Consider the following 26,396-nt stretch of genomic DNA (forward strand, 5'->3'; position numbering starts at 1 on the left):
CGGAGAATCCATGCGGGTACGCCTCGAAGATGTGGCGCGCGCAGCGAGCGTATCGCCCAAGACGGTATCGCGCGTACTCAATGACGAGGCCAACGTGACCGATGCCACGCGTCAGCGCGTGCGCGCTGCCATGGAGGCGATGGACTATCGCCCGCATCCATCGGCGCGCAGTCTGGCGGGCAATCGCTCGTTCCTGGTGGCGATGTTGTACGACAACAACGACAACCCGGCCTCGACCTATCTGGCCGAGATCCAGGATGGTGTACTCGAGGCCTGCGACGCGCATCGCTACAGCATGATGGTGCGTCCGTTACGCATGCGCGGTGATGATTTCATCCGCCGCTTCGATGCGCTGATTTCCGACCACCACCCTGATGGCGTCGTGCTGACGCCACCGATTACCGACTACGCGCCGCTGCTGAAACGCCTGCGCGAGTCCAACGTACCGTATGCCAGCGTGTCGCCGCAGCGGCGTGGCAAAACCATCGGTGTGACGATGGACGAGCAGCGGGCGGCACGGGCGATCGTGGAACATCTGCTGGAACTGGGGCATCGGCGGATTGCCCACGTGATCGGCATCGCCGACCACGGTGCCAGCCGCTGGCGTCTGGCTGGCTATCGCGAGGCGATGGCCGCCGCGGGCCTGCCGGAGGATCCGGCTCTGGTGGTGCAGGGCGCCTTCACCTTTGGCTCCGGCGTGGAGGCAGCGCGGAAGTTGTTTGCGCTGGCCAAACGGCCGACGGCGGTGTTCGCCGCCAACGATGACATGGCCACTGGAGTGATGTGGGCAGCCGGCGAGTACGGCTTGAAGGTGCCACACGATCTGTCGGTCTGTGGCTTCGACGATACGCCGCTGTCGCGCCAGCTGTGGCCGGCGCTCACCACCATCCAGCAACCGAGTCGCGAGATGGGCAAGATCGCGGCCGAGCAATTGCTCGGCGCATTGCGCGGTCACGGCGCTGGCCAGCTGGTGCAGGTGCCCTTCGTCTTGCAGATCCGCGGTTCCACTGCCGCCGTACCCTGAGGCCGGCGCTCCGCCGCCTGGTTTGGCGCTCATGTTGCAAAGCAAATTGACAGCGCTGTCATTTATGCCACCCTGCGACTCAGACGCGCATCGCCGGTGCGCCAGCCTGGAGTCTTGCCGTGCCACTGTCGCCCCCATCGAGCCCGTTGCTGCGACGCCTCTCCATGGTCTTGTCACTCGCTGGCGTGCTGCTCATGACCGTTCCCGCCATGGCCGGCGACGCGGCCACTGTCCACCCCGAACTGTGGCCGAAAGGCAGCTCGCCGCTAACGCCTGATCCTGTGCTCGAGTCGCGAGTGCAGGCGCTGCTGGCGACGATGTCGGTGGCTGACAAGGTCGGCCAGATGATCCAGGCCGACATCAAGTACGTGACCCCGGACGATGTGCGCAAATACCGCCTGGGCTCGATCCTGGCCGGTGGCAACTCCAAGCCGAACGGGCAACAGACCGCAACGGCGGTGCAGTGGCAGCAGCTGTCCGATGCGTTCTACCACGCCTCGATGGACACCTCGGGCGGCCGCCTGGCGATCCCGGTGCTGTTCGGCATCGACGCCGTACATGGCCACAACAACCTGGTCGGCAGCACGCTGTTTCCGCAGAACTCCGCGCTGGGCGCCACGCGCGATCCGCAGCTGATCCGCGAGATCGGCGAGGCCACCGCGCAGGAACTGCGCGCCAGCGGCATCAACTGGACTTTCGCGCCCACGCTCACGGTGCCGCAAGACGTGCGTTGGGGCCGTTCCTACGAAGGTTATTCTCAGAATCCGGCGCTGGTGGCGCAGTACGCATCCGCCGTGGTCGAAGGGCTGGAAGGCAAGCCGGGCACGCCGCAGTTTCTGGATGCTGAACACGTGATCGCCACCGCCAAGCACTTCGTCGGCGATGGCGGCACCCGCGACGGCAAGGACCAGGGCGACGCCGAGGTCAGCGAGGCAGTGCTGCGCGACGTGCACGCGGCCGGTTATCCGCCTGCGATCAAGGCCGGCGTGCAGGTGGTGATGGTCTCGTTCTCCAGTTGGAACGGGGTCAAGATGGCCGGCAACAAGGCGCTGATCACCGACGTGCTGAAGGGACGCATGGGCTTCGACGGCATCGTGCTGGGCGACTGGAATGCGCATGGCCAAGTACCCGGCTGCACCAACGAGGATTGCCCGGTGGCATACAACGCCGGGCTGGACATGCTGGAGGCGCCTGATTCCTGGAAAGGCCTGTACAAGAACACGCTGGCCGAGGTGAAGGCTGGGGTGATCCCGATGAGTCGCGTTGACGATGCGGTGACTCGCATCCTGCGGGTGAAGCTGCGCCTGGGCATGTTCGAGGCCGGTCCGCCATCGGCCAACCCGCTGGTGGCCCGGTCGGCGCAGGTGATCGGCAGTCCCGCGCATCGCGCACTGGCACGCCGGGCGGTACGCGAGTCGCTGGTGCTGCTGAAGAACAACCATGGCGTGCTGCCGATCGATCCGCGCAAGCACATCCTGGTCGCCGGCGACGGCGCCGACAATATCTCCAAGCAGAACGGCGGCTGGACGCTGACCTGGCAGGGCACCGGCCTGACCAATGCGAATTTCCCCGGGGCCACCTCGATCTGGGCTGGTCTCCACGCGCAGGTGCAGGCGGCTGGCGGCAGCGCCGAGTTGTCGGTGGATGGCGATTACAAGCAGAAGCCCGACGTCGCCATCGTGGTGTTCGGCGAGGACCCCTACGCCGAATTCCAGGGTGATCTGCCGAACCTGGCCTACCGTCCGGGCAACGACCACGACCTCGACCTGTTGCGTCGCCTGCATGGGCAGGACGTGCCGGTGGTGGCGGTGTTTCTGACCGGGCGACCGCTGTGGATGAATCGCGAGATCAACGCCGCCGATGCCTTCGTGGTGGCGTGGCTGCCGGGCAGCGAAGGCGAGGGCATTGCCGACGTGCTGTTGCGCACCCGCGACGGCCGCATCGCGCACGACTTCCACGGCAAGCTGGCCTATGCGTGGCCGCGCAGCGCGGTACAGATTCCCGTCGCCGCAGTTGCGCGAGGCGAGCATCCGCAGTTCCCCTACGGCTTCGGCCTGACCTATGCCGATCGCGACAACACCGGCCCGTTGTCCGAGGATGCCGGGATCGAGCTGAGTGCTGCCCGGGCTGGCGTCTACTTCACCCATGGCAAGCCGGCGCAGGGTTTCACGCTGAGCCTGACCGGCGCGAACGGCGCAGCCATGAATGTCGCTGCCACCCCTGCGGCCACGCCCGACGGCAGCCTGCGCATTGGCGCCCTCGACTACAAGGCGCAGGAAGACGCGCGCAGCCTGAGCTGGTCCGGCACCGGTGCGGCAGATGTCGCGCTGGTGGCACCTGCGCCGCTGGACGTGGAACGTGAAACCAATGGCGATGTGTTGCTGGTGACCACGTTGCGGGTCGATGCGCTGTCGCCCGAGGAAACTTCGATCGGTGTCGGTTGCGGCACCGGCTGCGGTGGCCAGGTGCCGGTCGGCCGACAGCTCGCCGTGTTGCCGCACGGGCAGTGGTTGCGCCTGGGCCTCCCGCTGAAATGCTTTCGCGATGCCGGTGCCGACATGAGCAGACTGGACCGGCCATTCGAATGGTCCAGTCATTCCGGTGAGCAGGTCGCCATCACCGATGTATCGCTCGGCACGGTGGCGGACCGGACGCTGACGTGCCCGACCCATGGGGACAAGCCATGAATGCCGAGCCGTCGCTCGCAGTGGCGATGCTGCCGGTGTCCATCGCGGGTATCGCGAGGTCGGCTGGATCGTTGTGCTGGCATGACTTCGGGATGGGCGACTCCGCCCGCAGCGAGCGCGGTTCGACAGGCGGACGCCGTCTTCGCAGGATTGGACGCCAAGACGTCCATTTGCGTTGCATCAATAACAAGTGGTTGGAAGGCCGGGCAAGCGGCGGGAGGAGCCGTAAAGCATGAGCTTGTAAATGCCTTGATGGCTTGTTGCTGTGCGACAAGCATTCATCGCAAAGGCGCTCTATGATCGAACAATGACAGCGCTGTCATTTCAGGATCAACGGCGTGGCGTGGGGAGCGGGGAAATCTTTGTCTTGGCCGGTGTTCGTGGCGGTCAACAATCATCCGAACGATTTAGAGGGAGAGCCAGATGAATCTGCATCACAAGTTGTTGTATGTCGCCATGGCACTCGTGCTCGCTCCGGGCACGCTGCTTGCGGCAGGTCAGGACGCGTCGGCGCCAAACCCGCCATCCCAGAATCCGAACGCCGCTGACAAGAAAGTCAAGGATCTGGATGCCATCTCGGTTACCGCGACCAAGCGCGAAACGCCGCTGCAGAAAACGCCAGTGGCAGTCACGGCGATCACCGCGGACACGCTGGACAAGGAGCGCGTGATGACCGTGCAGGATCTGACCAAGCTGGTGCCGGGTCTGCAGGGTACGTCAGAGGGTGATCATGACGTGGTGACGCTGACCATGCGTGGTATCGGCAACGACAGCGCCAAGACCGAGTATGCCGATCCGGAAGTCGCGACCTTCGTTGACGGCGTGTATGCACCTCGCGCCGAGGCTGCCTCGGGCCTGCTGCTGGACATGGACGGGGTCGAAGCGCTGCGCGGCCCGCAGGGCACACTGTGGGGCCGCAACTCCACCGCTGGCGCCATCAGCTTCCAGACCGCCAAGCCCGACATCACCGGCGGCTTCTATGGCAATGGGCAGATAGAGGCGGGCAGCTACAGCCAGATGGGTACGCGTGCCGCGATCAACCTGCCTGTCAGCAGCACCTTCGCGATGCGTGTGGCCGTGGTGCACGAGCAGCACGATGGCTACGTCAACTACCAGAACCCGGCCAGCGAGATCCCGTCGGTGGCGCAGCAGCAGGCGACCTACCTCGCGTCGGGTGGCACTGCGGCAAATTTCCAGCCGATCAACCTCAACCAGTTCATCCAGAGCGGCAAGAAGTACAACTCGCAGGATCAGTCCGCCGCCCGCGTGAGCGCACTGTGGCAACCCAGCGACTCGTTCAAGTGGAACCTGTCTTACGAGTATTTCATTGATCGAGGCACACCCAGCCTGAGCCTGATGCAGCAGCCCCGCCCGGGCCAGGATTTCTGGTCGGCGTTGATCGACACCGCACCATACCTGGATCGAACCTCCAAGACCGTGCGTAGCCGGATGGACTGGGAAATCAACGACGGCATGGAGCTCAGTTATATCGCCGGCTATAACCGCTATTCCGGCAAGAGCGATTTCGACCAGGATGTCGGCGTGGCCGTACCCACCAGCTTCACCACCGGCGGTGTGCACCAGGAAGACCGCACCAACTATTCGAACTACGAGGGCTACAGCAGCGAAATCGACCTGAAGTCGAAGGGGCAGCAGGCAGTCGACTGGATCGTCGGCGCCTACTACGAGTACGAAGACAACAACATCCGCTTCGACATTCCGATCATGAACGGTACCCAGCAAGGTACGGTCAGCTGGCAGGGTTCGTTCATCCAGCCGAAGGAAACGGTGGAGTCCAAGGCGGTGTTTGGTCAGGCCACCTGGCATATGTCCGATCATTGGCGTCTGACCGCCGGCGCACGCTGGTCGCATGACGACAAGGCCAACGACGGCGGCATCAACTGGGACTGGGACTACGATCCGACCGTGCCACAGATGCCGATTTCGCCAGGTGTCCTGCCGGGCCCGGCGACGGGCTTTAGTGCAGGTCAGTACAACACCGCCACGTACAGCAAGAGCAAGATCACCTGGCTGACTCGTGTAGACACCGACATCGGCGAGCATGGCCTGGCCTATGCCAGCGTCTCCACCGGCTACAAGTCCGGCGGCACTCAGGACGGTGGTGCGCTGTACAAGCCCGAGTCGCTTACCAACTACGAAGTCGGCACGAAGTTCGCGTTCTTCAACGGACATCTGACCTGGAACAGCGCCGCCTACTACGAAGACTTCAAGAATTTCCAGCTGTCCGCGCCGATCACCTATGCCAATGGCGCGCATGGTCTGGGCTTCTCCAATGTGCAGGGCAATACCGAAGTGATCGGCTTCGAGTCAGAGCTGGCTTTCCAGCAACAGGATGACCGCGCCAACCTGATTTTCTCGGCCATTCCCAAGAAGAAACTCGGCACGCTGCTTTATGCCGGCAGCAACGATTACGCCGGTTTCCCGGCCTGCCCGCCGACTGCACCGCTGGGCGTGGGCAACTGCTTGAATGTCACCGGCAACGATCTGCCGCACGCACCGAACGTCTCGCTGACCGGCATCTACGAGCATGACTTCCATCTGGGAAATGGCGCCCGTCTGACGCCGCGCTTGAGTGCCCAGTACCAGAGTGCGCAATGGCTCAGCTGGTTCAACCTGGGTGCTCCTGACAAGCAGAAGGCGTATGTGCGTGAGGACTTGTCGCTGCGTTACAGCGAGCCGGGCGATCGCTGGTACGTCAACCTGTATGTGCAGAACGTCTCCAACGACCGCATCAAGACCAGCGCAGGCAGCAGCATGGTCAATGGCAACCTGCTGTACATCTCCCAATACCTGCCGCCGCGTACCTACGGTGTCCAGTTGGGTTTCTGGTTCTGATGATCGAGTCCGCGCGGCTAGTGACGCAACACTGTTGCCGTTCTGAAGGCATCACGACGAGGATGTCTTCAATCCTCCCCTGAATGGCACTTTGGCCGGACCCTCGTGGGGGTCCGGCCTTTCTTTCGAGGGCGCGACGAGAGCAGGTTGTTGCGGTGAAAACCGACCGTGCCTTTACCGGGTGTCAAACCAGCGGTGACGTCTGCACCGCCTGCGCAAGGAACAAGACATGCCGCGATTGAAGAAAGTGCTTGTGGTGGGTGGCGGTACGGCCGGCTGGCTGGCTGCGTGTTACCTGGCGAAAGCCATGAATGCGGTTCATCCGGACAGTGTCCAGGTGCATCTGGTCGAGTCGGACCATATCGGCCTGCTCGGGGTGGGCGAGGCCACGTTCCCTTCGATCCGCGGCACGTTGGCGGCGATCGGACTGGATGAGCGACGTTTCCTGGTGGAGGCTACGGCAACCTACAAGCAAGGTATCCACTATCGCCATTGGGTCAGGTCGCCAGGCACGCCCGGCAGCGACCATTTCTTTCATCCCTTCAGCCAACCGAGTCAGCGACCCGGCGGCCCCGAGCTATTGCCGTACTGGCTGCTGGGAGCCGCTCCCGCGGGTGTGTCGTTCGCCGATGCAGTGACCATGCAGAGCACCCTGGTCGATCACGGACGCGGCCCGAGGCGCCCGACCGATCCCGATTATCAGGGGCCGATGAATCATGCGTTCCATTTCGATGCTGCCTGCTTTGCCAAGGTGCTGGCCGAACACGGTCAGGAAACGCTGGGTGTGAAGCGGCACGTCGCGACAGTCGAACGCGCCGTGCTGGACGAACAGGGCGCCATCGCATGTGTGGTGACCAAGGAACTGGGTGAGCTGACCGCAGACCTCTACGTGGATTGCACCGGCCTGCGCAGCGCCTTGATCGGCGGCATCATGCAGTCGCCGTTTCACAGCCGCCGGGACGTCCTGTTCGCCGATCGCGCCGTGGCGATGCAGGTACTTTATGCGAAGCCGGATGCGCCGATCCCGCCTTACACCATTTCCACTGCGCAGGAAGCCGGCTGGATCTGGGACATCGGTTTGCAGAAGCGCCGCGGTGTCGGCTACGTGTATTCCTCGCGCCACACGGATGCGGAACGTGCGGAGGAAGTGTTTCGCCGTTACCTGGGTGCGGCCGGCGAAGGGCTGACGGCCATGCACATCAAGTTCGAAACCGGTTACCGGCCCGAGCATTGGCGCAAGAACTGCGTTGCGGTCGGCCTCGCGGGCGGCTTCGTGGAGCCGCTGGAATCGACCGGAATCGCGTTGATCGAACTGGCTACGTATCTGCTTACTCATCTGTTGCCAGGTGACACCGACAACATGGAAAGCGCCGCACGTCATTTCAACGAGATGATGGTTGCACGCTACGACCGCATCATCGACTTCATCAAGATGCACTACTGCCTGAGCCAGCGGCGCGACTCGCCGTTCTGGATCGACAACTGCGACGCCGCCAGCATCCCGCAAACCCTGCAGGAAAAGCTCGCTAAGTGGAAGCTGCGGCCGCCGCATCGGCTGGATTTCGTCGGCGACCTGGAAATGTTCATGACCGCCAGCTGGCAGTACGTGCTGTACGGCATGGAGTTCCAGACCGACCTCGAGTCAATGCGCAGTGCCTATCCGCACATGGAAGCGGCGCGCCGGGAATTCGCGATGATCCGCCAGGCGGCCGCTCGCGCACTCGACGATCTGCCGGATCATCGTGCGCTGGTCGAACAGCTGTGCCGCGAACATATGCAGCGCATCCGGCCAGATGCGGATATGGCTGCATCCGCCAGTGGTTGAACTGCAGATTGTCCCTGTCGGGCTCCTCGCGTTGAAGGGAGGGGTTGGGGCAGGATCAGCTTTTCATGGCGTGGCGACCCTGCCGCCCAGTGGCGCAATCAGCAGATCGCCGATGCTTGCGCTGTTCAACGGGCCGTCGCTACCGCCGACACCGCCGGTGTAATGCGCGAAGTGGGCGAGATAGCTCATGTTGAAACCGTCATCGAGGGCGAACTGGCAGCGGGCGCCGGCTTTCGCGGCGAAGCGGCCCCAGGTCGAGCCCTGCACGCCGATGCTGTGTGGCATCACGATCGGCAGGAGCTGCTCGTCGCTGCCATCGCAGCGGATCAGCAGCATCTTCACTGCGGCGGTGACGCCGGTGTTGATCGGGCCATGTTCGTTGGCGTAGTCGAGTGAAACGCGATAGTTGCCGGTGGTCGGTGCCGTCCACGTGCGCGGCCAGTTGCCAGCGACTTTCATGACATCGCCCACGCAGGTGTCGGGGCTGTGCAGCGATTCGAGGCCTTGTGCATCGATGCGCGTGGCGCTGACGCAGATCACTCCCGGCTGACGTGCGAGCTGGTCGTTGCCGTCGATGCTGCCGTGGCGCTGGCCGTTGAGATAGAGCATCACCTTGCCGTCGACCTGCACGTGCCAGCCACCGGCAGTGGCGGTCAGCACGGGCGCGGGCGGAGCAGATGGTGCATACAACGGTGCATCGATGCGCAGCGGCGTGTCCTGTACCTGGATCGCCTTGAGCGTCACGACCGTGTTTTTACCGTGCGTGTCGGTGCGGTCGGCGACCAGCAAGTTGCCGTCGTGGTGCGCGGGAAGCTGCAACGTGATGTCCCGGTCCGGCAAGTTCAGCGTGATCGACGTACGTTGGCCGAACAGCATTGGCACCAGCGAGGTGGGCAGTTTGGGTTCGACGCGACCGTCTTCGGTGAGACCGAACACGCCTTCGGTCACCACCGCGAAGTAGGCGGCCACCGACCACACCTGCCGCGGCGAGTTGACCACCGGGCCGCTGAGCTTGCCCTCGTCGACGTGCTGGCCTTGGGTCAACAGCTCGTAGTTCTCCATATTGGAGCCGTACAACGCGGCGCCACGCATCACCGACTCGATCTCATGTGCGATGCGTGACGGCGAGTTCACCACGCGTGCGGCGCGCAGCGCATAGGCGCTGACGAACGGCCAGATCGCGCGGTTGTGGTAGATCGGCTGGTCGGCACGCTCGGGCCAGATCACCGGGCTGCCGGCTGGCCAGGTCGGATAGTTCGCCAGCGTCTGCCGCGCACGCTCGCCATCGGCCACGCCACTGGTGATCGCCAGCGCGATGCCGAGCAGGTCGTAAGTGTCGTAAGGCGTGCCGTCGCCGCCGAGGTAGCTCATGTAGAGGCCACGGTCAGCGCGCCAGAAGTGCGCGTTGATCGCGGACTTCAGTGCGGCGGCCTGCGCGCGGTAAGTGCTGGCAGCCTTCGCATCGTGGTGCGCATTGGCCAGCGTGGCAGCCAGCTGCAGTGCCTGGTAGTGCAGCACGTTGGTGGACAGCGCGAATGATTGCCCGATGGCAACGACGTCGTTCGCTGTCCAAGCCGGATAGGTCTGCTCGCGCCAGTCGAGGAACGAGGTCTCACCGCGATACAGGCCGAACCCGGCGTCGAATGCGTACTGCCGATCCTGCGTCAGCGTGTTGCCCAGCGCATGGTAGACGTTCTCGGCGAACGCCTTGTCGCCGAGCAGGTGTTGCGCGCCGAGGAACCACACCACGCGGTCGGTGCTGATCGGCCAGCTGCCGCCCGAGCCGGTGTCCTGCATTACATACAGGCCCTCCGGCGCAGACGGCACGCGCACATCGGACAGCTTGAAGCGCAGGCCATTGCGTGAGCGTGCAGCATCGAAGCGCCACAGGCCGAGGTCGACCGAATACGACAGATCGCGTGTCCACACATACGGCCACTTCAGGCCGGTCTCGAAACACACGCAGGGAATCGGCTGGCCGTGATCGAACGCGCCATCGCGGATCGCCGTCACCGAATCCTGCTGCAGATCGTCCTGCGCCATCGCGAACAAGCCGTCGAACAGCGGGCTGGCGGTATCCACGTGCAGCGGCTGTACCGGGATCACGCGCTGCCCGTACGGCCATGCCAGCGTGTAGGCATCCTGTGCATCGCGACTCATGCTCACGTGCACGCCGTGCCAGTCCAGCCCCTCCTGCCACGTCGGCGCGTTCGCGCCTGCCGCCATCGCCGCGGCCAGCAGCATGTTCAGCATGCTTGCACCGCAGGTATCCCGGTATGGATCAGATGCTTCATCGGCACGCCCCTCCTGCAGCTGTTATGTCATGGCGCGATATGCCCCGCATGTTGCAGGCGCAGCATCGACGCCAGGATCGATCAGCGTGGACTATGCATGGTAGACAGTGTCGCAGTGCAGCAACCAGCGGTTGCATACGTATTCATGCGGGTGTGAAAGCAGGGGATGCCGCAATGAGTCCCGAGGTGCCGATCATGCTCGCGAGAACTCGGAGGCCGGAACAGCCTGCGCTGCGGCAGGCCCTGATCCGGGCGGCGGCGATCGGCTACCTGGCTTGACTACATCATGCAGTGCTTGACTTGCTCGAAGTACCAGGTGTCGTCGTAGGGCAGCTGCGAGTAGTACTTTGCGGTCGTGTTTGCCCCGACCGGCTTGATATCCACCAGCGCGACAATCGGACCATCCGCATTCTGCTGAAGCTGGATGCTGATGCCGCCAATCATCTGGGCGGTGGTCATGTGCAGCGGCTTGGTTGACCAGGCGCTGGACACGCACGACGCGACATCCTCCGCACTGTTGCTTCCGATATAGACAGCGGTCGGTGTCGAATCGCGCAACTTCGCCACGCTTGAGCACCCTGACAGCAAGGTCATGCTGATGACGCAGGCCATATATCGTTTCATGTTCGCTTCTTGTCGTTGGTTTCGTGTGTGTCGCGCCTGGCGTCCGAGTATAGGCCCGCGGCAGCTTGACGTTTCGGATGGAGCACGCGCCGAAGGTGTACTTCAGCACGTACGTAGGGCTCTTCCTGCGCTGACGCCCTCCTGTCAGCGGCACGACGGCGCATGTGCGGCGCACCGGTTCCGCCGTCACTGATCACGAGTTACAGCAGCCGCAGCAGCTCCTTCATCAATGGCAGTCGGCGTACGCGCACGGCGGTGGCGCGGAACACCGCGTTGGCCAGCGCAGGAGCGGCGGTGGGCATGGCGAGCAGGCTGGCACCGGTGGGCGGCAGGTCATCGTTGGGGACGACGATCACTTCCACCGCATTGGGCAGCTGGGCCATGCTGGCCAGCGGGTAGTCCTTGAAATTGTGCTGCTGGATCTGGCCGTCCTTGAACGTGATCGCCAGGTTGAGCGCGATGGAGAGCGCATCGAGCGTGGCGCCGGCAACCTGGCCTTCCAGACCCTGCGGGTTGATCACGCGACCGACATCGACCGCGCAGACGACACGATGGATGATCAGCTTCTCGCCCTGCATCGCCACCTCGATCGCATGTGCGACATAGGCACCGTCGACGTGCCAGCAGGCGATGCCGAGACCGTTCACGCTGTGCAGCCAGTTCTTCCAGCCGATGCGGTCGGCAACCAGCTTCAGCACGTTGGTCAGCCGGCCAGTGTCCAGCACGCCGCCAGCGCTCAACGACAATTGGCGCGGCGCACCGAGCAGGCGCAGATGGGTGTCGAGCGGATCCTCCTTCATGCTGTGCGCGATTTCGTCGATGAAGCTTTCCACCGCGAATGCGTTGCTCAGCTGCGGCATGCCGCGCATCGGGCCGCGCGGGATCGACGCATTGAGGGCGTACCAGTCGCTGCGGTAGTTAGGCACCAGCGCGGCCGGCAACTGGTCGGCCTGCAGTTCGGACGTCCATAGCCGGTTGTCCGGTACACCGCGATGGATCAGCGCCGAGGCACTGGCCAAGCGCTGGTTCCAGCCGGTCAGCTGGCGCTTGTGGTCGATGATCGCGCTGAGCTGGTGCACGCTGCCGGAGCGGTAGTAGTCGTGATCGAGATCCTCTCCGTGCGTCCAAAGCAGGCGCACAGGCTTGTCGACTGCCTTGGCCAGCATCACCGCCTCGGCCACATAGTCATGGTCGAGCCGGCGGCCGTAGCCACCGCCGATACGCGGCACGCTGATCTCGATCTGCGCGGGACCGAGTCCGGTCAGGCGTTGCACCACGGCCCAGGCCTTCTGCGGCGCCTGAGTGGGTACCACCACGCTGGCGTGATCCTTGTCCAGCCGCACCAGGCAGTTCATCGGTTCGGCGGTGGCATGCGCCAGCCACGGCTGGTAGTAGATGGCGTCGAGCCGGCGTGCGGCTTTCCTGCTCGCGGCATCGACATCGCCATCGTTGCGCACGCGTGCCGTAGGATCGGTCTTGCCGGCGAGCAGGGCGCCGGCCTGCTGTTCCAGCGAATTGCTGCTTTCGCTGCCGCTGGCGCCGGGTTTCCATTCGAGCTTGAGCTTCTGCCGGCCTTGCAGCGCCGACCAGGTATCTTCGGCCAGCACGGCTACTGCCGGCGCGATCACCGTGTTGCCCAGCAGCTGGCCGGGTTCCGGTTTCAACTGCAGCACCTTCACCACGCCCTTGACCGCCAGGGTGTCGTTGGTGTCGATATGCGCCAGGGTGCCATCGGGCCACGGGCAATGCGCCAGCACGGCAACCAGTGCCTCGCCGTAGTGCTGGTCGATCGCATATTGCATCTGCCCGGTGACGATGGCGCGTGCGTCGACGTCGCCGGCCGGTTTGCCGATCAACCGGTATTGGTCGGGTGTCTTCACCGCGGGCGGATTGTTCGGCAGCGCGATCTTGCTGGCGTCCTCGGCGAGACTGGCGTAGCTGAAGCGGCGACCATCCGGCGCGATCACCGTGCCGGCATCGCAGCGCAGCTTGTCGGCTGGCACGCCGAGGCGGTGTGCGGCAGCCTGCAGCAGCAGCCAGCGCGCCAGTGCGCCTACCTGGCGCAGATCATTCCAGGCAGCCGGGATCGAACCGCCGACGCCACCGACCTGGTGTCCGTAAGTCCAGCGCGGCTGGCCGTTGTTGTCGCTCACGCCGAGGCCGAGCGCCACCACGCTGACGGTGTTCCAGTCGGCATCGAGTTCGTCGGCGATGATCCGCGGCAGCGAGGTGGCCACGCCGGTGCCGGTGTCCGGGTCGCGTGCGCCGATCAGCACGTTGCCGTCGCTGTCGATGCGCACGTACGCGCCGAGGTCGTAGAACGTGTCGCCGAGCATGGCCAGCGGCAGCGGCGCATCGGCGGCGCTGGCGGTGCGGATGCCGACCATCAGCACGCCGGCGCCGCCGGCGAGCACCTGCAGGAAACGGCGACGCGAGAGTCGGATGCGGTCAGCCGGGATGTGGTCGTTCATGCCTGACCCGCCTTGCCGGCGGCGACACGTTTGATCGCGCGGCGCACACGGGTCTGGCAGCCGCAGCGGCACAGGTTCGGCAACTGGTCGATATCGTCATCGCTGGGATTCGGCTTGCGCCTGAGCAGGTCGACAGCGGCGATCAGCCAGCCGGGCGTGCAGTAGCCGCAACCGATCGCATCTTCGTCGATGAAGGCCTGCTGCACCGGATGCAGGCTGCCGTCGTTGGCGGCCAGGCCCTCCACCGTGGTGACCGACTTGCCGGCCAGCTTGGCCATCGGCTGGGCGACCGCCGAGACCGCCTTGCCGTTCAGCAGCACCAGGTCGGCGCCGGTTTCGCCGCGCATGCCGGCGTATTTGGTGCCGGTCAGCCGCAGCACGTCGCGCAGGTACCACAGCAAGGGCATCTGTGGATCGCCGGTGTGGCGATAGCGCTCGGCGTTGATCTCAAGATCGATGCCATCGCGCGCCTTCTCGGGCACGATGGCATTCTCCGAAGTGACCGGCACGGCCTGGGCTTGCACTGGCGCCATCCATCCTCTCCTCAAGTTCTATCCGCACATTGTGGCATTGCTGCCGGTGCCTTAGGTGCGTGCACGACTGAACAGGCGGCGCCAGACCAGATACACCGGCACGCCGGCGGCCATGATCAGCGTAACGATGCCGGCGTTGCGCGGGTTGTTGTGTGCTGTCACCACCACCACCCACGCTACGGTGACAATGAACAGCAGCGGCAGCCATGGATAGCCGGGGACCTTGAAACTGGCGGTGCTGTCGTCGCGGCGGCGATACCAGAACAGGGTGGAGACAGCGACCGCACAGGCCAACCAGTCGCCGAACGTGGCGTAATCCAGCAATTGACCGTAATCGACCGACAGCGCCAGCACGATCGCCCAGCCGGCCAGCAACAGCAGCGCGGTGTTCGGCGTGCGATAGCGCGGGTGCAGCTGCGCCACCACACGGAAGAACAGCCCGTCCTCGCCCATCACCTGCAGCACGCGCGCGCCAGCGACCAGGGTGATGTTGCAGAAGCCCAACGTGGAAATCGCCACGCCGAGCGCGATCAGTTTGGCGCCAAGCGGGCCGAACACCTGCTGCATCACGTCCGCCGCCGGGGCATGGCTGGCGGCGAGGCCGGCATGGCCAAGCACGGTCAGGTACGCCACGTTCACCAGCACGTAGGCGACGATCACCAGCAGCATGCCGAGCGTCAGTGCGCGTGGCAGCGTGCGTTGCGGATCGCGCACCTCACCGGCCAGGTTGTTGAGATAGGTGAAGCCGGAATACGCGAACAGCACCGGCAACGCCGCACCGATGAAGCCGACGCCGCTGCGAGTCGGATCGACCGCCAGTATCTGGCCGTGGCCGGCACCGGCGAGGAACAGCCCGCATATCACCAGCACTGCCACTGCCAGCAATTTGAGCAGGGCGAACAGGTTCTGGATCTGTGCGCCGAGGCGGATGCCGAACAGGTTGATGCCGCTGACGAAGACCAGTGCGCCGACCGTCAGCGGCAGTGTCATCGACGGTGGCAGGCCGAACACGGCCGCTGCATAGCTGGCGAAGATCGTCGCCACCGCTGCAGTGGAACCGGAATAGATCACCAGCAGCATGGTCCAGCCGAACAGGAAGCCGGCCAGTGGCCCGAAGGCTTCGCGCAGGTAGACATAACTGCCGCCGGCATGGGGCCGTCGTGCGCCGAGCTCGGCGTAGCACAGCGCACCGATCAGGGTGAGTACGCCGGCACCGGCCCAGATCAGCAGCAACGCCAGCCCCGACTCGGTCCTCTGCGCGGCAATGCCGGGGTTGAGAAAGATGCCGCCGCCGATGATCCCGCCAACCACGATCAGGGCGGCGTCCCACGGGCGCAGGCTGCGCAGGTAGGTTCGGGAAGTGGTCGGTTCGCTCATGAGGTCGATCGCGAGGACAGGCCCGACAGCATGGCGGTCGATGATGGGTCCGGCAAGCCGGTGTACCGTCGGGCATTACCAGAAATTCTGGCGCGATGCGGCTCCCTCGCGCCTCGCAAGTTGCCATCGCGTGGGGTTGTCCGATCACTTGAACGGGGCATGATGCGTTTCATCGAATCGTGGTGATATCCCCAGCCACAGCGACGCGGTCCGCCTGAAGCACGCCGCATGTGGATCTCGCAAACTGCATGGCGCATTTACCACTGCGAAAGTGTCATGCCTTAGAAAGTATTTGCGATTCCAGTGAATCCTCCGCTGATTGATTCGCATATTTTTACGTTACTTGCGGATGTGTTGGTGAATTGGCAAGAATGCGCGCTCTCGCGTGCATGGGGCTGCGGGGGACAAATAAGCAAATAACACCAGACAGGGAAGCTATGAATAAGCGATTTCATCTAACCGCCATTGCCGTCGCGCTGGCTGCAGTTTCTACCACTTCATTTGCCACTGATCCGGGTGCATTTTTCATCAACGGGAATCTGGGCCAGTCGCATTACAACGACAATGGTTTCAGTGACCGTACGGATGTCAGCGTCGCGGTGCGTGGCGGGTACAGCTGGCAGAGCGATGTGGTCGATTTCGGCGTCGAAACCGGCTATGTCGATCTGGGCAAGGCGCATGGCACGGTGACTGACGGAGCCATCAGTGCGAATTACAGTGCGCAGGGCAAGGGTCCGCTCCTGGGCATCAACCTCAAGTACAAATTTGTGAACAAGTGGTTTGTCTCCGGTCGCCTGGGGTATTTCCGCTCCACACTGGTGGAAAACATCAGTGGATTTGGTTCGCAGAGCTACAGTGGCAATGGCGGTTACGCTGGCGTCGGCGTCGGTTACGACATCACGCCACACTTCAGCCTGGGTGCGAGCTACGACAATTACCGTGGCCGGGTGAAGTACGCTGGTTCGAGCTACGCCGACAATATCGGTGTGGTTTCGGGTTTTGCCGAATATCGCTTCTGAGCTTCGATCGCTTCTGCCAGGAGAGCAGCAACGGCCGCCTGTGCGGCCGTTGTTTTTTTGAGGCTGGGCCTGGTTGCGGCACAATAGACAGGTTGCGCTGCGGATTCCCGCTTGTGGCGCCCTCATTGAAGTTCCCGCATGACCATCATCAAGCAAGACGATCTGATCCAGTCCGTCGCCGACGCACTGCAGTACATCAGCTATTACCACCCGGTCGACTACATCAAGGGCCTCGCCGCCGCCTATGAGCGCGAGGAGAGCCCCGCCGCCAGGGATGCGATGGCGCAGATCCTGATCAATTCACGCATGGCCGCCGAGGGCCATCGCCCGCTATGCCAGGACACCGGCATCGTCACCGTGTTCCTCAAGGTCGGCATGAACGTGCAGTGGGACGCCACGTTGTCGCTGGACGAGATGATCAACGAGGGCGTGCGTCGCGCCTACAACGATCCGGACAACAAGTTGCGCGCCAGCATCCTGGCCGACCCGGCCGGCAAGCGCATCAACACCAAGGACAACACGCCGGCGATCATCAACGTGTCGATCGTGCCGGGCGACAAGCTCGACGTGATCGTGGCGGCGAAGGGTGGCGGCTCCGAGGCGAAATCGAAATTCGTGATGCTCAACCCGTCCGACTCGATCGTCGACTGGGTGCTGAAGACCGTGCCGACGATGGGTGCCGGCTGGTGCCCGCCGGGCATGCTCGGCCTCGGCATCGGTGGCACCGCCGAGAAGGCGATGCTGCTGGCGAAGGAGGCGCTGATGGAGCCGATCGACATCCAGGAACTGATCGCACGCGGCCCGAGCAATCGCGCCGAGGAACTGCGCATCGAGCTGTACGAGAAGGTCAACGCGCTCGGCATCGGTGCGCAGGGCCTGGGTGGCCTCACCACCGTGCTCGACATCAAGATCAAGGATTACCCGACCCACGCGGCGAACCTGCCAGTGGCACTGATCCCGAATTGCGCCGCGACCCGCCATGCGCACTTCACGCTGGACGGTTCCGGCCCGGTGATGCTCGATCCGCCATCGCTGGAAGACTGGCCGAAGCTGACCTACGACAGCTCGAAGGGGCGCCGGGTGAACCTCGACACCGTGACGCGCGAGGAAGTGGCGAGCTGGAAGCCGGGTGAAGTGCTGTTGCTCAACGGCAAGCTGCTGACCGGTCGCGACGCCGCGCACAAGCGCATGGTCGAGATGTTGAACAAGGGCGAGCCGCTGCCGGTGGATTTCAAGGGCCGCTTCATCTATTACGTCGGCCCGGTCGACGCGGTGCGCGACGAAGTGGTGGGCCCAGCCGGCCCCACCACCGCCACGCGCATGGACAAGTTCACCGAGCAGGTGCTGGCGCAGACCGGCCTGCTCGGCATGGTCGGCAAGGCCGAGCGTGGTCCGGCAGCGATCGAGGCGATCAAGAAGCACCAGTCGGTGTATCTGATGGCGGTCGGTGGCGCGGCGTATCTGGTGTCCAAGGCGATCAAGGCTTCGCGCGTGGTCGGCTTTGCCGATCTCGGCATGGAGGCGATCTACGAGTTCACTGTGCAGGACATGCCGGTGACGGTGGCGGTGGATTCCGCCGGTACCTCGGTGCATCAGACCGGGCCGAAGGAATGGCAGGCGCGGATCGGCAAGATTCCCGTGGTCGTGGCGTAACACCAACTGTCTTCCTCTCCCTTTGGCGACCATAGGAAGTCCCCTTTTCGGGAGGAGCGGATCGAGGTGAGGGGCAGGTGCTCGCGAGAGCCTTCACCTGGCCCGTCATCCCAGCGAGCGCTGGGATCCAGCGACTGCACGTCTGGCGGAAAGAAGTCACTGGATCCCGGCTTGCGTCGGGATGACGGTTCTTCGGGCCATACGCCCTCGCATTTAGCCATCCAAACGCCTGAAACCTCCAAGCGGTTGCATTCCGCCTGCTGCGGCGCAACACTGGCCAGATTGTCTTTCCCCAACCACCGCTGAAGGTACCTGTGAACCCGCAAAGCCCCGCGTCGCTTCCTGCCGACGCCCCCTGGATCGTGATGAAGTTCGGTGGCACCAGTGTCGCCACGCTGCCACGCTGGCAGAACATCCGTGAGCTGGTCGCCAGTCGCCGCGCCGAGGGTGCGCGCGTGCTGGTGGTTGTTTCTGCGCTTACCGGCGTCACCGATGCGCTCAAACAAATGTGCGCACAAGGCGAGTCAGGCAAACGCAGCGAAGCGGCCAAGGCGATTGCGCAGCGTCACTACGACCTGCTCGATCATATGCAATTGGCGATGCCGGACACGCTCGGCGATCGGCTTGCCGATCTGGCCAGACTCGCCGACGAAGGTGTCGCCACGCTCGGCGAATTGGCCTGGCAGGCGCAGGTGCAGGCGCATGGCGAACTGATGTCCAGTGCGCTCGGTGCAGCATTCCTCAGCCACAGTGGGTTGACCACGCAATGGCTGGATGCCCGCGACTGCCTCGCTGCGATCGCCCTGCCGAACCAGAACGAACGCACCCGGTTGTTGTCGTCGATGGTCGATTCGCGACCCGATCCGGTGCTGGCTGCGCGGCTGGCGACGTTGGGCGAGGTGTTCATCACCCAGGGCTTCATCGCCCGTGAGTCACAAGGTCGCACCGTACTGCTTGGACGTGGTGGTTCCGACACGTCCGCCTCCTACTTCGGCGCGTTGCTGAAGGCGCAGCGCGTGGAGATCTGGACTGACGTGGCCGGCATGTTCACCGCCAATCCACGTCAGGTGTCGGGCGCGCGCCTGCTGCAGCGACTGGATTACGAGGAGGCACAGGAAATCGCCTCCACCGGTGCCAAAGTGCTGCACCCGCGTTGCCTGTCGCCGTTGCGCGAGTCGCGTGTGCCGCTGCTGATCAAGGACACCAATCGACCCGAGCTCGACGGCACGGTGATCGGTCCCGAAGTGCGCGCGCATGCGCCCAGCGTCAAGGCGATCAGCGCGCGCAAGGGCATCACCCTGGTGTCGATGGAATCAGTCGGCATGTGGCAGCAGGTCGGTTTCCTCGCCGACGTGTTCACGCACTTCAAGCAGCACGGCCTGTCGGTGGACCTGATCGGCTCGGCCGAGACCAATGTCACGGTGTCGCTCGATCCCACCGAGAACCTGCTCGACTCCGACGCGATCGCGGCACTGGCCAGCGATCTGGCCAAGGTGTGCCGGGTCAAGGTGATCGCGCCGTGTGCGGCGATCACCCTGGTCGGTCGCGGCATGCGCTCGTTGCTGCATACCCTGTCCGGCGTGCTGGCCGAGTTCGGCCAGTTGCGCGTGCACATGATTTCGCAGTCGTCGAACAACTTGAACCTCACCTTCGTGGTGGACGAGGAAGTGGTCGATACGCTGCTGCCGCATTTGCACGACCTGCTGATCGGCGCCGGTGCACTGCGCACTGACGACAGTGAACTGTTCGGCCCCAGCTGGCAGGCGTTGTACGGCAGTGGCGAAGTGCCCGGCGCAGCGACGGCATGGTGGCGCGAGTCGCAAAGACAGCGTCTGCTCGAACTGGCTGCCGAGGCCACGCCGCGTTACGTCTATCACCTGCCGACGGTGCGCCAGCAGGCGCGCGAGCTGAACACGCTGAGCGCCGTCGATCGTCTGCACTACGCGGTGAAGGCGAACACCCATCCGGCGATCCTGCGCGCACTGGTCGCCGAAGGCTTCGCGTTCGAGTGCGTCTCGCCGGGCGAATTGAAGGCGGTCAGCGCGATCGTGCCGGAAGCCACGCCGCTGCTGTTCACGCCGAACTTCGCGCCGCGCGAGGATTACGTTTTCGCGCTCGGCACCCGCGCCACCGTGACGCTGGATTCGTTGTACCCGATCGAGCACTGGGGCGAGTTGTTCCGCGGCAGGGAGATCGTGCTGCGGGTGGACCTGGGTCGTGGCCTCGGTCATCACGAAAAGGTGCGCACCGGCGGCAGCGGCAGCAAGTTCGGTCTGCCGCTGGATCAGCTTGCGATCTTCCTGCAGCAAGCCGAAACCCATGGCGTGATCGTACGCGGCCTGCATGCGCATCTGGGCTCGGGCGTGCTCGATGCCGGCCACTGGGGCGAGGTCTATGCGCAGCTGGCCAGCCTGGCGGAGCGCATTGGTAGCGTGACGTTCCTGAATATCGGTGGCGGCCTCGGCGTGCCGTCGCATCCGGGCGAGGCGCGGCTGGATATCGCCGAACTCGATCGCGTGCTGCGTGAGGTCAAGGCGGCTTATCCGCAATATCAACTGTGGATGGAGCCGGGTCGTTACCTGGTCGCCGATGCCGGCGTGCTGCTGGCGCGGGTAACCCAGCAGAAGGGCAAGGGCGCGTTCCGCTATCTCGGCATCGATACCGGCATGAACAGCCTGATCCGCCCCGCGCTGTACGACGCCTGGCACGAGATCGTCAATCTCAGCCGGCTCGCTGAGCCAGCTACGGCGCTGTACCAAGTGGTCGGTCCGATCTGTGAGAGTGGCGACGTGCTCGGCACCGATCGCCGCCTGCCCGAGGCGCAGGAGGGCGATGTGATGCTGATTGCGCAGGCGGGTGCTTACGGCAAGGTTATGTCCTCGCACTACAACCTGCGCGACGAAGCCGACGAGATCGTGATCGAATAGGCGCCTGGCGCTGGAGAAAGTATTGGTGAGCAAGATGATTCAACCGCGGCTGACCCAGCTGTTCCGTTTCGTGCGCTGCAGCTACGCCGATGGCGTGGCTGAGCTGGTGTACGCGTTTGACGACGGCGAGGAATTGATCGAGCGGATTCGTTTCCCGCATGCGCCTGCGATTCCGGCCGCGCGTGCTGCGGCGTTCGACGCCGCGCTGAAGCTGCTGCATCTGATCGCCGGCGTCAGCTATTACAAGGCCGGCGTGCCGCCGAAGATCGAGGTGGCCAGTGGCCCACTCGACGACGCCACCGCCGAGCTGCTCGATCAGCTGTATCTGCACGGCTTGGCCGAGTTCGCCTATCGCAATGGGCTGGATCTGCGTGGGCGTATCGCGTTCCCTCGTGGCGGTGTCGCGCCGACCGTGGGCACATTGAGTCTGCCCAAACGCACGCTGGTGCCGATCGGCGGCGGCAAGGATTCGCTGGTTGCGGTGGAGGCGATCAAATCGATCGGCGGCGAGGCGACCGCCGTATGGGTTGGCAATTCCGCGTTAATCGCCGCCTGCGCCGAACGCACCGGACTGCCCACGCTGAACATCCAGCGCGAGCTGGCGCCGGGCTTGTTCGAGTTGAACCGGCTCGGCGCGTGGAACGGGCATATCCCGGTGACCGCGGTGAATTCGGCGATCCTCGCCGTCGCCGCGATCCTGTACGGCTACGACTCGATCGCGTTCGCCAACGAGCGTTCCGCTTCGGCGGCCACGCTGGAATACGAAGGCCAGCAGGTGAACCATCAGTGGAGCAAGGGCTACGCGTTCGAACAGTTGCTCGGCAACTGGCTGCACACGCACGTGGCCAGTGACCTCGATTACTGCTCGCTGCTGCGGCCGTATTCGGAACTGGCGATCACTCGTGCGTTCGCGAAGCTCACGCCGTACTTCGACGCGTTCTCCAGCTGTAACCGCAACTTCAAGCTGCTCGGTCCCAAGCCGGCTGACCGCTGGTGCGGACAGTGCCCGAAGTGTCATTTCGTGTTTCTCGCGCTGGCACCGTTCCTGCCCAAGCCGCGGCTGCTGTCAATCTTCGGGCGCAACTTGCTGGACGACGAGAACCAGGCCGCCGGCTTCGACGCGCTGCTGGAATACCAGGACCACAAGCCGTTCGAATGCGTGGGCGAGGGCGCCGAGGCGCGCGCCGCGATGTACGCGCTGAGCCAGCGGCCGGAGTGGCAGGAGGATGCGCTGATCGAGCGCTTCCGCAGTGAGATCCTGCCGCAGCTGGATGCATCGCAGCTGGCGCTGGAACCGTGGCTTGAGCCGTCGGCCGAGCAACGCGTGTCGGCCCGATTGCAAGCGGCGCTGGCGGCGATCGGCTGATGCGCATCGCCGATCTGGCCGGCCGACGCGTCGCGATCTGGGGCTTCGGTCGCGAAGGGCACGCGGTCATCGAGGCGTTGCGCACGCATCTGCCGGAACAGGTACTGACACTGTTCTGCGGGCCGGCTGAAGTCGGACCCGCGCATGCATTTGATTCGGCCCTGGAGATCATCGCCGGTGAACCGGATGCCACCACGCTGAGCCGATTCGATGTGGTGGTGAAGTCGCCCGGCATCTCGGCCTACAAGCCAGCCCTGCTCGCCGCGCGGGCGCAGGGTACGCATTTCACTTCCGGTACCGCCTTGTGGTTCGGCGAGAACAGCATCGATCAAGGCCGGGCTGCACGTGTGATCGCCGTCACCGGCACCAAGGGCAAGAGCACCACCAGCGCGCTGATCGCGCACCTGTCGCGCTCGCTCGGCGTGCGCACGGCCCTGGCCGGCAACATCGGCCTGCCGTTGCTGGGGCTGCTCGGCCAGCCGGCCGATCTGTGGGTGATCGAGCTGTCCAGCTTCCAGACCGGCGAGGCGGGGCCACTGGAACTTGGCGTGGTCACCAGTCTGTATGAGGAACATCTGGACTGGCATGGCTCGCGCGAGCGTTATGTTGCGGACAAGCTGCGCCTGGCTGACGTCTCGCAACAGCTGCTGGTCAATGCGCTGCAACCCGCGCTGCTCGAACGCACGCAGGACCATCCACACCGCGTGCAGTTCGGTCAGACGACCGGCTGGCACGTCGCCGACGGTTTCATCCGCCGCGGCGCACAGGACGTCTTTCCAATCGACCAGCTCGCCGCGCCGGGCCTGCACAATGCACTCAACGCCTGCGCCGCGCTGGCGGCGCTGGCTGCGGTCGGCATGGATGCCTTGGCTGCCGCACCGGCACTGGCGCATTTCCGGCCATTGCCGCATCGCCTGCAGTCATTGGGCGACCACGATGGCTGGCACTGGATCAACGACTCGATCAGTACCACCCCGCTGGCGACCCTGGCAGCACTGGAAAGCCTGCACGGTCGCGCGGTGAGCGTGCTGGTCGGTGGGCATGACCGCGGGCTGGACTGGACGCCGTTCGTCGAGGCAATGCGTGGCACACCACCGAACGCGATCATCTGCATGGGTAATAACGGCGCGCGTATCGAAGCGGCATTGCGTGCGGTCGAAGTGCGTTGCCCCATCGTGCGCGTCGACAATCTCGCCAGCGCAGTGGCCGAGGCGAAAGCGCGTACCCCGAACGATGGCGTGATCCTGCTATCACCGGGTGCACCCAGCTTCGACCAGTTCAAGGATTACGCCGAACGCGGTCGGTGTTTTACCGCGCTGGGCGGCTTCGACGCCGCCGCCATCAGCGGGATCGATGGACTCGGTATTGGCTGATATGCCGTGACGAAAAGGGCCGTGATCCACTGGAATCACGGCCTTTTTGTTTCTGCGTACTGACGAGTCTTACCAGATCTTCACCCGATCCTTCGGATCGAGGTACAGCTTCTCGCCGGGCTTCACCTCGAACGCGGGATACCAGGCGTCGAGGTTTCGCACGGTCTGGGCACGGAAGTCGGCGGGGGCGTGCACGTCGGTGGCGAGGCGCTGGCGCTGGGCGTCATCGCGGATCTTCGAGCGCCAGGCCTGGCCGAAGGCGAGGAAGAAGCGCTGGTCGCCGCTGAGGCCGCCGATCACGGGTGCCGGCTTGCCGTCCAGCGACTTGTGATAGGCGAGCCACGCAATTGTCAGGCCGGACACATCGGCGATGTTCTCGCCCAAGGTCTGCTCACCGTTGACGTGCAGGCCGGGTAGCGCCTGGTACTGGTTGAACTGATGTACCAGTTGCTGGCCGGCGGCCTTGAAGTGGTCCAGGTCGGCCGGGGTCCACCAGTTCTCAAGCTTGCCCTGTGCATCGAACTCGGCGCCGGTGTTGTCGAAACTGTGGCTGATCTCGTGGCCGATGATGGCGCCGATCGCACCGTAGTTGGCGGCTGCGTCAGCCTTCGGATCGAAGAACGGCGGTTGCAGGATTGCGGCGGGGAAGTTCAGTGCATTCTGCAGCGGCAGGTTCACCGCATTGACGGTCTGCGGTGTCATCCACCACTCGCCGCGGTCGACCGGCTGGCTCAGCTTGGCCAGCTGGTGCGCATACTCGAAGTGCTCGGCGCGCAGATGGTTGCCGAGCGGATCGTCCGCGCTGATCTCCAACGTGGCGTAGTCGCGCCAGGTTTCCGGGTAGCCGACGCCGACGCGCAACGTGACCAGCTTGGCCTTCGCTTTCTCGCGAGTGGCCGGCGTCATCCAGCTCAAGGTATCGATGCGGTCGTTGAAGGCGGCGATCAGGTTCTTCACCAGCTGCTGCACCGCGGCCTTGGACGAAGCCGGGAAGTAGTGCTTCACGTAGAGCTGACCCACGGCGTCGCCGAGCTCGACATTGGTGGCGCCCACGGCACGTTTCCAGCGCGGCTGCTGCGCCGGTGTGCCTTGCAGGGTGCGACCGTAGAAATCGAAGCTGAGGTCGGCATACGCCTGCGGCAGCAGGGCGGCGTTGTGGTCGAGTGTGTGGAAGAGGAGCAGGTCCTTCCATGCATGCAGCGGCTCACTGGCCGTCAATGCGGACAGGCCGGTGATAGCGGTCGGCTGCCAGGCGTCGATCTGCGGTTGGTCGTCCAGACCGGCAGCCTTGAAGTAGGTCGCCCAGTCCAGACCCGGTGCTTTCTGCGCGAAGTCAGCCAAGCGCCACAGGTTGTTCGCCTTGTGCACGTCCTGGCTGTCGATCAGGCTTTCCTGCGCGGTGGCGATCTTCGTTTCCAGCTCGAGCACTGTCTTCGCTTTCGCCTCGGCATCGGCGATGCCGGCCTGCTTCAGCAACGCGGTGACATAGCTTTGATATTTCGTGCGGAACGCCGCCATGTGCGGGTCGTTCGACAGGTAGTAGTCGCGGCTGGGCATGCCCAGGCCGCCCTGCAGCAGGTAGGCGATGTTGCGCGAGGGATCTTCCAGCCCCTGCGCCACGAACAAGCCGAACAGGTTCTCGGTATGGAAGTTGGTGGCGTTGACCGGATCGACGTCGGCGCGCAGGCGACTGCCCAGCACGCGGGCCAGATCCTGGCGCGAGGCGATCGCGTCGATCTGCGTCAGTTCCGGTTTGAGAGGGGTCAGACCATGCTGCTCGATCGCAGTCGTGTCCATCCAGGCGGCGTAGTAGTCGGCGATCTTGCGCGCACTGCTGCCGGCGGCGGGATGGTTGCTGCCGGCGTTGCGGATCAGCTCGGCGGTATCCTTCTCGGCCTGCTCGAACACCTTGAGGAAGGTGCCGGTACTGGAGCGGTCGGCCGGGATCTGCGCCGTTTTCAGCCAGTCGCCGTTGGCATAGCGAAAGAAGTCGTCGCCCGGCTTCACGCCGTGGTCGATGCCGGCCAGGTCGATGCCGGTGGCAGAACTCCCGCCCGGTGGCGACATCGACATGGGCGTGGCGGCCCATGCACTGGCGCCGCACAGCACGGCGGTGGTCAGGATCCAACGTAGCTGGCGCATGGCATCTATCCCGGCAGGAATCAGACGCCCACGATAGTCCGCTGCCCCAGGTTTGTGCGCATGACTTATGGGCTAGCGAACGGCGTCGCTCGGCCCGTGAAGCCAGGTGAGGGCATCCGTACCCATCGACATTCAAGATCGGCACGCAAGATCGGCACGGCCCTGCTGCGCCGTGCCCGATTCTTGCGCGCGCACCGTCCGCGGGTGACGCGCGCGCCATGGCGT

General features: G+C 64.4%; 15 protein-coding genes. 9 read left to right on the plus strand and 6 right to left on the minus strand.

The genetic code is table 11. The annotated features are described in order from the left end of the window. Window positions 1-10 precede the first annotated feature (10 nt). From B0E48_RS03635 to B0E48_RS03650, 4 genes are all read left to right on the plus strand, one after another. Complete coding sequence (locus B0E48_RS03635) at window positions 11-1,024, plus strand: LacI family DNA-binding transcriptional regulator (RefSeq protein ID WP_077516043.1); 1,014 nt, start codon at window positions 11-13, stop codon at window positions 1,022-1,024. Window positions 1,025-1,218: 194 nt separating this feature from the next. Then, a complete protein-coding gene (locus B0E48_RS03640; protein ID WP_254423834.1) occupies window positions 1,219-3,711 on the plus strand; it encodes a glycoside hydrolase family 3 protein in 2,493 nt (830 codons plus the stop codon). A gap of 423 nt (window positions 3,712-4,134) precedes the next feature. Beyond that, a complete protein-coding gene (locus B0E48_RS03645) occupies window positions 4,135-6,567 on the plus strand; it encodes a TonB-dependent receptor (RefSeq protein WP_077516046.1) in 2,433 nt (810 codons plus the stop codon). Between the two features lie 229 nt (window positions 6,568-6,796). Next, on the plus strand, window positions 6,797-8,392 hold the full coding sequence (locus B0E48_RS03650; protein ID WP_077516049.1) for a tryptophan halogenase family protein: 1,596 nt from the start codon (window positions 6,797-6,799) through the stop codon (window positions 8,390-8,392). Between the two features lie 63 nt (window positions 8,393-8,455). Here B0E48_RS03650 and B0E48_RS03655 read toward each other — a convergent pair whose 3' ends face one another. The 5 genes from B0E48_RS03655 to B0E48_RS03675 form a co-directional block, all read right to left on the minus strand. Further along, window positions 8,456-10,645, minus strand: coding sequence for a Six-hairpin glycosidase-like protein (locus tag B0E48_RS03655; protein WP_077516051.1), 2,190 nt, complete (start codon window positions 10,643-10,645; stop codon window positions 8,456-8,458). A 320-nt stretch (window positions 10,646-10,965) separates the two neighbouring features. Further along, window positions 10,966-11,253 (minus strand): hypothetical protein, encoded by a 288-nt coding sequence (locus B0E48_RS03660; RefSeq protein ID WP_139350136.1) that lies wholly within the window; start codon window positions 11,251-11,253, stop codon window positions 10,966-10,968. A gap of 257 nt (window positions 11,254-11,510) precedes the next feature. Beyond that, complete coding sequence (locus tag B0E48_RS03665) at window positions 11,511-13,781, minus strand: molybdopterin cofactor-binding domain-containing protein (RefSeq protein WP_077516055.1); 2,271 nt, start codon at window positions 13,779-13,781, stop codon at window positions 11,511-11,513. Beyond that, entirely contained in the window at window positions 13,778-14,314 is a 537-nt protein-coding gene (locus B0E48_RS03670) for a (2Fe-2S)-binding protein (RefSeq protein ID WP_077516057.1), read from the minus strand. The genes B0E48_RS03665 and B0E48_RS03670 overlap by 4 nt, the downstream gene beginning before the upstream one ends. A gap of 51 nt (window positions 14,315-14,365) precedes the next feature. Then, window positions 14,366-15,691, minus strand: coding sequence for an amino acid permease (locus B0E48_RS03675; RefSeq protein ID WP_077516059.1), 1,326 nt, complete (start codon window positions 15,689-15,691; stop codon window positions 14,366-14,368). Window positions 15,692-16,128: 437 nt separating this feature from the next. Between B0E48_RS03675 and B0E48_RS03680 the strand changes: the two genes are divergently transcribed. The 5 genes from B0E48_RS03680 (at window position 16,129) to murD (ending at window position 24,029) form a co-directional block, all read left to right on the plus strand. Next, entirely contained in the window at window positions 16,129-16,710 is a 582-nt protein-coding gene (locus B0E48_RS03680) for an outer membrane beta-barrel protein (protein WP_077516061.1), read from the plus strand. Window positions 16,711-16,848: 138 nt separating this feature from the next. Beyond that, on the plus strand, window positions 16,849-18,363 hold the full coding sequence (locus B0E48_RS03685) for a fumarate hydratase (protein WP_077516063.1): 1,515 nt from the start codon (window positions 16,849-16,851) through the stop codon (window positions 18,361-18,363). 362 nt (window positions 18,364-18,725) lie between these two features. Continuing rightward, on the plus strand, window positions 18,726-21,290 hold the full coding sequence (locus tag B0E48_RS03690) for a bifunctional aspartate kinase/diaminopimelate decarboxylase (RefSeq protein ID WP_256363546.1): 2,565 nt from the start codon (window positions 18,726-18,728) through the stop codon (window positions 21,288-21,290). Between the two features lie 25 nt (window positions 21,291-21,315). Beyond that, entirely contained in the window at window positions 21,316-22,656 is a 1,341-nt protein-coding gene (gene murL, locus B0E48_RS03695; protein WP_077516937.1) for a UDP-N-acetyl-alpha-D-muramoyl-L-alanyl-L-glutamate epimerase, read from the plus strand. Continuing rightward, window positions 22,656-24,029 carry a UDP-N-acetylmuramoyl-L-alanine--D-glutamate ligase gene (murD, locus tag B0E48_RS03700; RefSeq protein ID WP_077516067.1) on the plus strand — a complete coding sequence of 458 codons (1,374 nt, stop codon included), beginning with the start codon at window positions 22,656-22,658 and terminating at the stop codon, window positions 24,027-24,029. Before murL ends, murD begins: the two co-directional genes overlap by 1 nt. Window positions 24,030-24,098: 69 nt before the next feature. On the opposite strand, the gene B0E48_RS03705 is transcribed toward murD, so the two are convergent. After that, window positions 24,099-26,171, minus strand: a complete 2,073-nt coding sequence (locus B0E48_RS03705; protein WP_077516069.1) for a M13 family metallopeptidase — start codon at window positions 26,169-26,171, stop codon at window positions 24,099-24,101. Between the last annotated feature and the right edge of the window lie 225 nt (window positions 26,172-26,396).

The organism is Rhodanobacter sp. C03 (assembly GCF_002001175.1).
Lineage (GTDB): Bacteria > Pseudomonadota > Gammaproteobacteria > Xanthomonadales > Rhodanobacteraceae > Rhodanobacter.

Bases quoted from the DNA above. Each gene is read 5' to 3' on its own strand.
- B0E48_RS03705 (WP_077516069.1), bottom strand. From the start codon at position 26,171: ATGCGCCAGCTACGTTGGATCCTGACCACCGCCGTGCTGTGCGGCGCC.
- B0E48_RS03655 (WP_077516051.1), bottom strand. From the start codon at position 10,645: ATGCTGAACATGCTGCTGGCCGCGGCGATGGCGGCAGGCGCGAACGCG.
- B0E48_RS03675 (WP_077516059.1), bottom strand. From the start codon at position 15,691: ATGAGCGAACCGACCACTTCCCGAACCTACCTGCGCAGCCTGCGCCCG.
- B0E48_RS03670 (WP_077516057.1), bottom strand. From the start codon at position 14,314: ATGGCGCCAGTGCAAGCCCAGGCCGTGCCGGTCACTTCGGAGAATGCC.
- B0E48_RS03640 (WP_254423834.1), top strand. From the start codon at position 1,219: ATGACCGTTCCCGCCATGGCCGGCGACGCGGCCACTGTCCACCCCGAA.
- B0E48_RS03645 (WP_077516046.1), top strand. From the start codon at position 4,135: ATGAATCTGCATCACAAGTTGTTGTATGTCGCCATGGCACTCGTGCTC.
- B0E48_RS03680 (WP_077516061.1), top strand. From the start codon at position 16,129: ATGAATAAGCGATTTCATCTAACCGCCATTGCCGTCGCGCTGGCTGCA.
- B0E48_RS03635 (WP_077516043.1), top strand. From the start codon at position 11: ATGCGGGTACGCCTCGAAGATGTGGCGCGCGCAGCGAGCGTATCGCCC.
- B0E48_RS03665 (WP_077516055.1), bottom strand. From the start codon at position 13,781: ATGAACGACCACATCCCGGCTGACCGCATCCGACTCTCGCGTCGCCGT.
- murD (WP_077516067.1), top strand. From the start codon at position 22,656: ATGCGCATCGCCGATCTGGCCGGCCGACGCGTCGCGATCTGGGGCTTC.
- B0E48_RS03685 (WP_077516063.1), top strand. From the start codon at position 16,849: ATGACCATCATCAAGCAAGACGATCTGATCCAGTCCGTCGCCGACGCA.
- B0E48_RS03650 (WP_077516049.1), top strand. From the start codon at position 6,797: ATGCCGCGATTGAAGAAAGTGCTTGTGGTGGGTGGCGGTACGGCCGGC.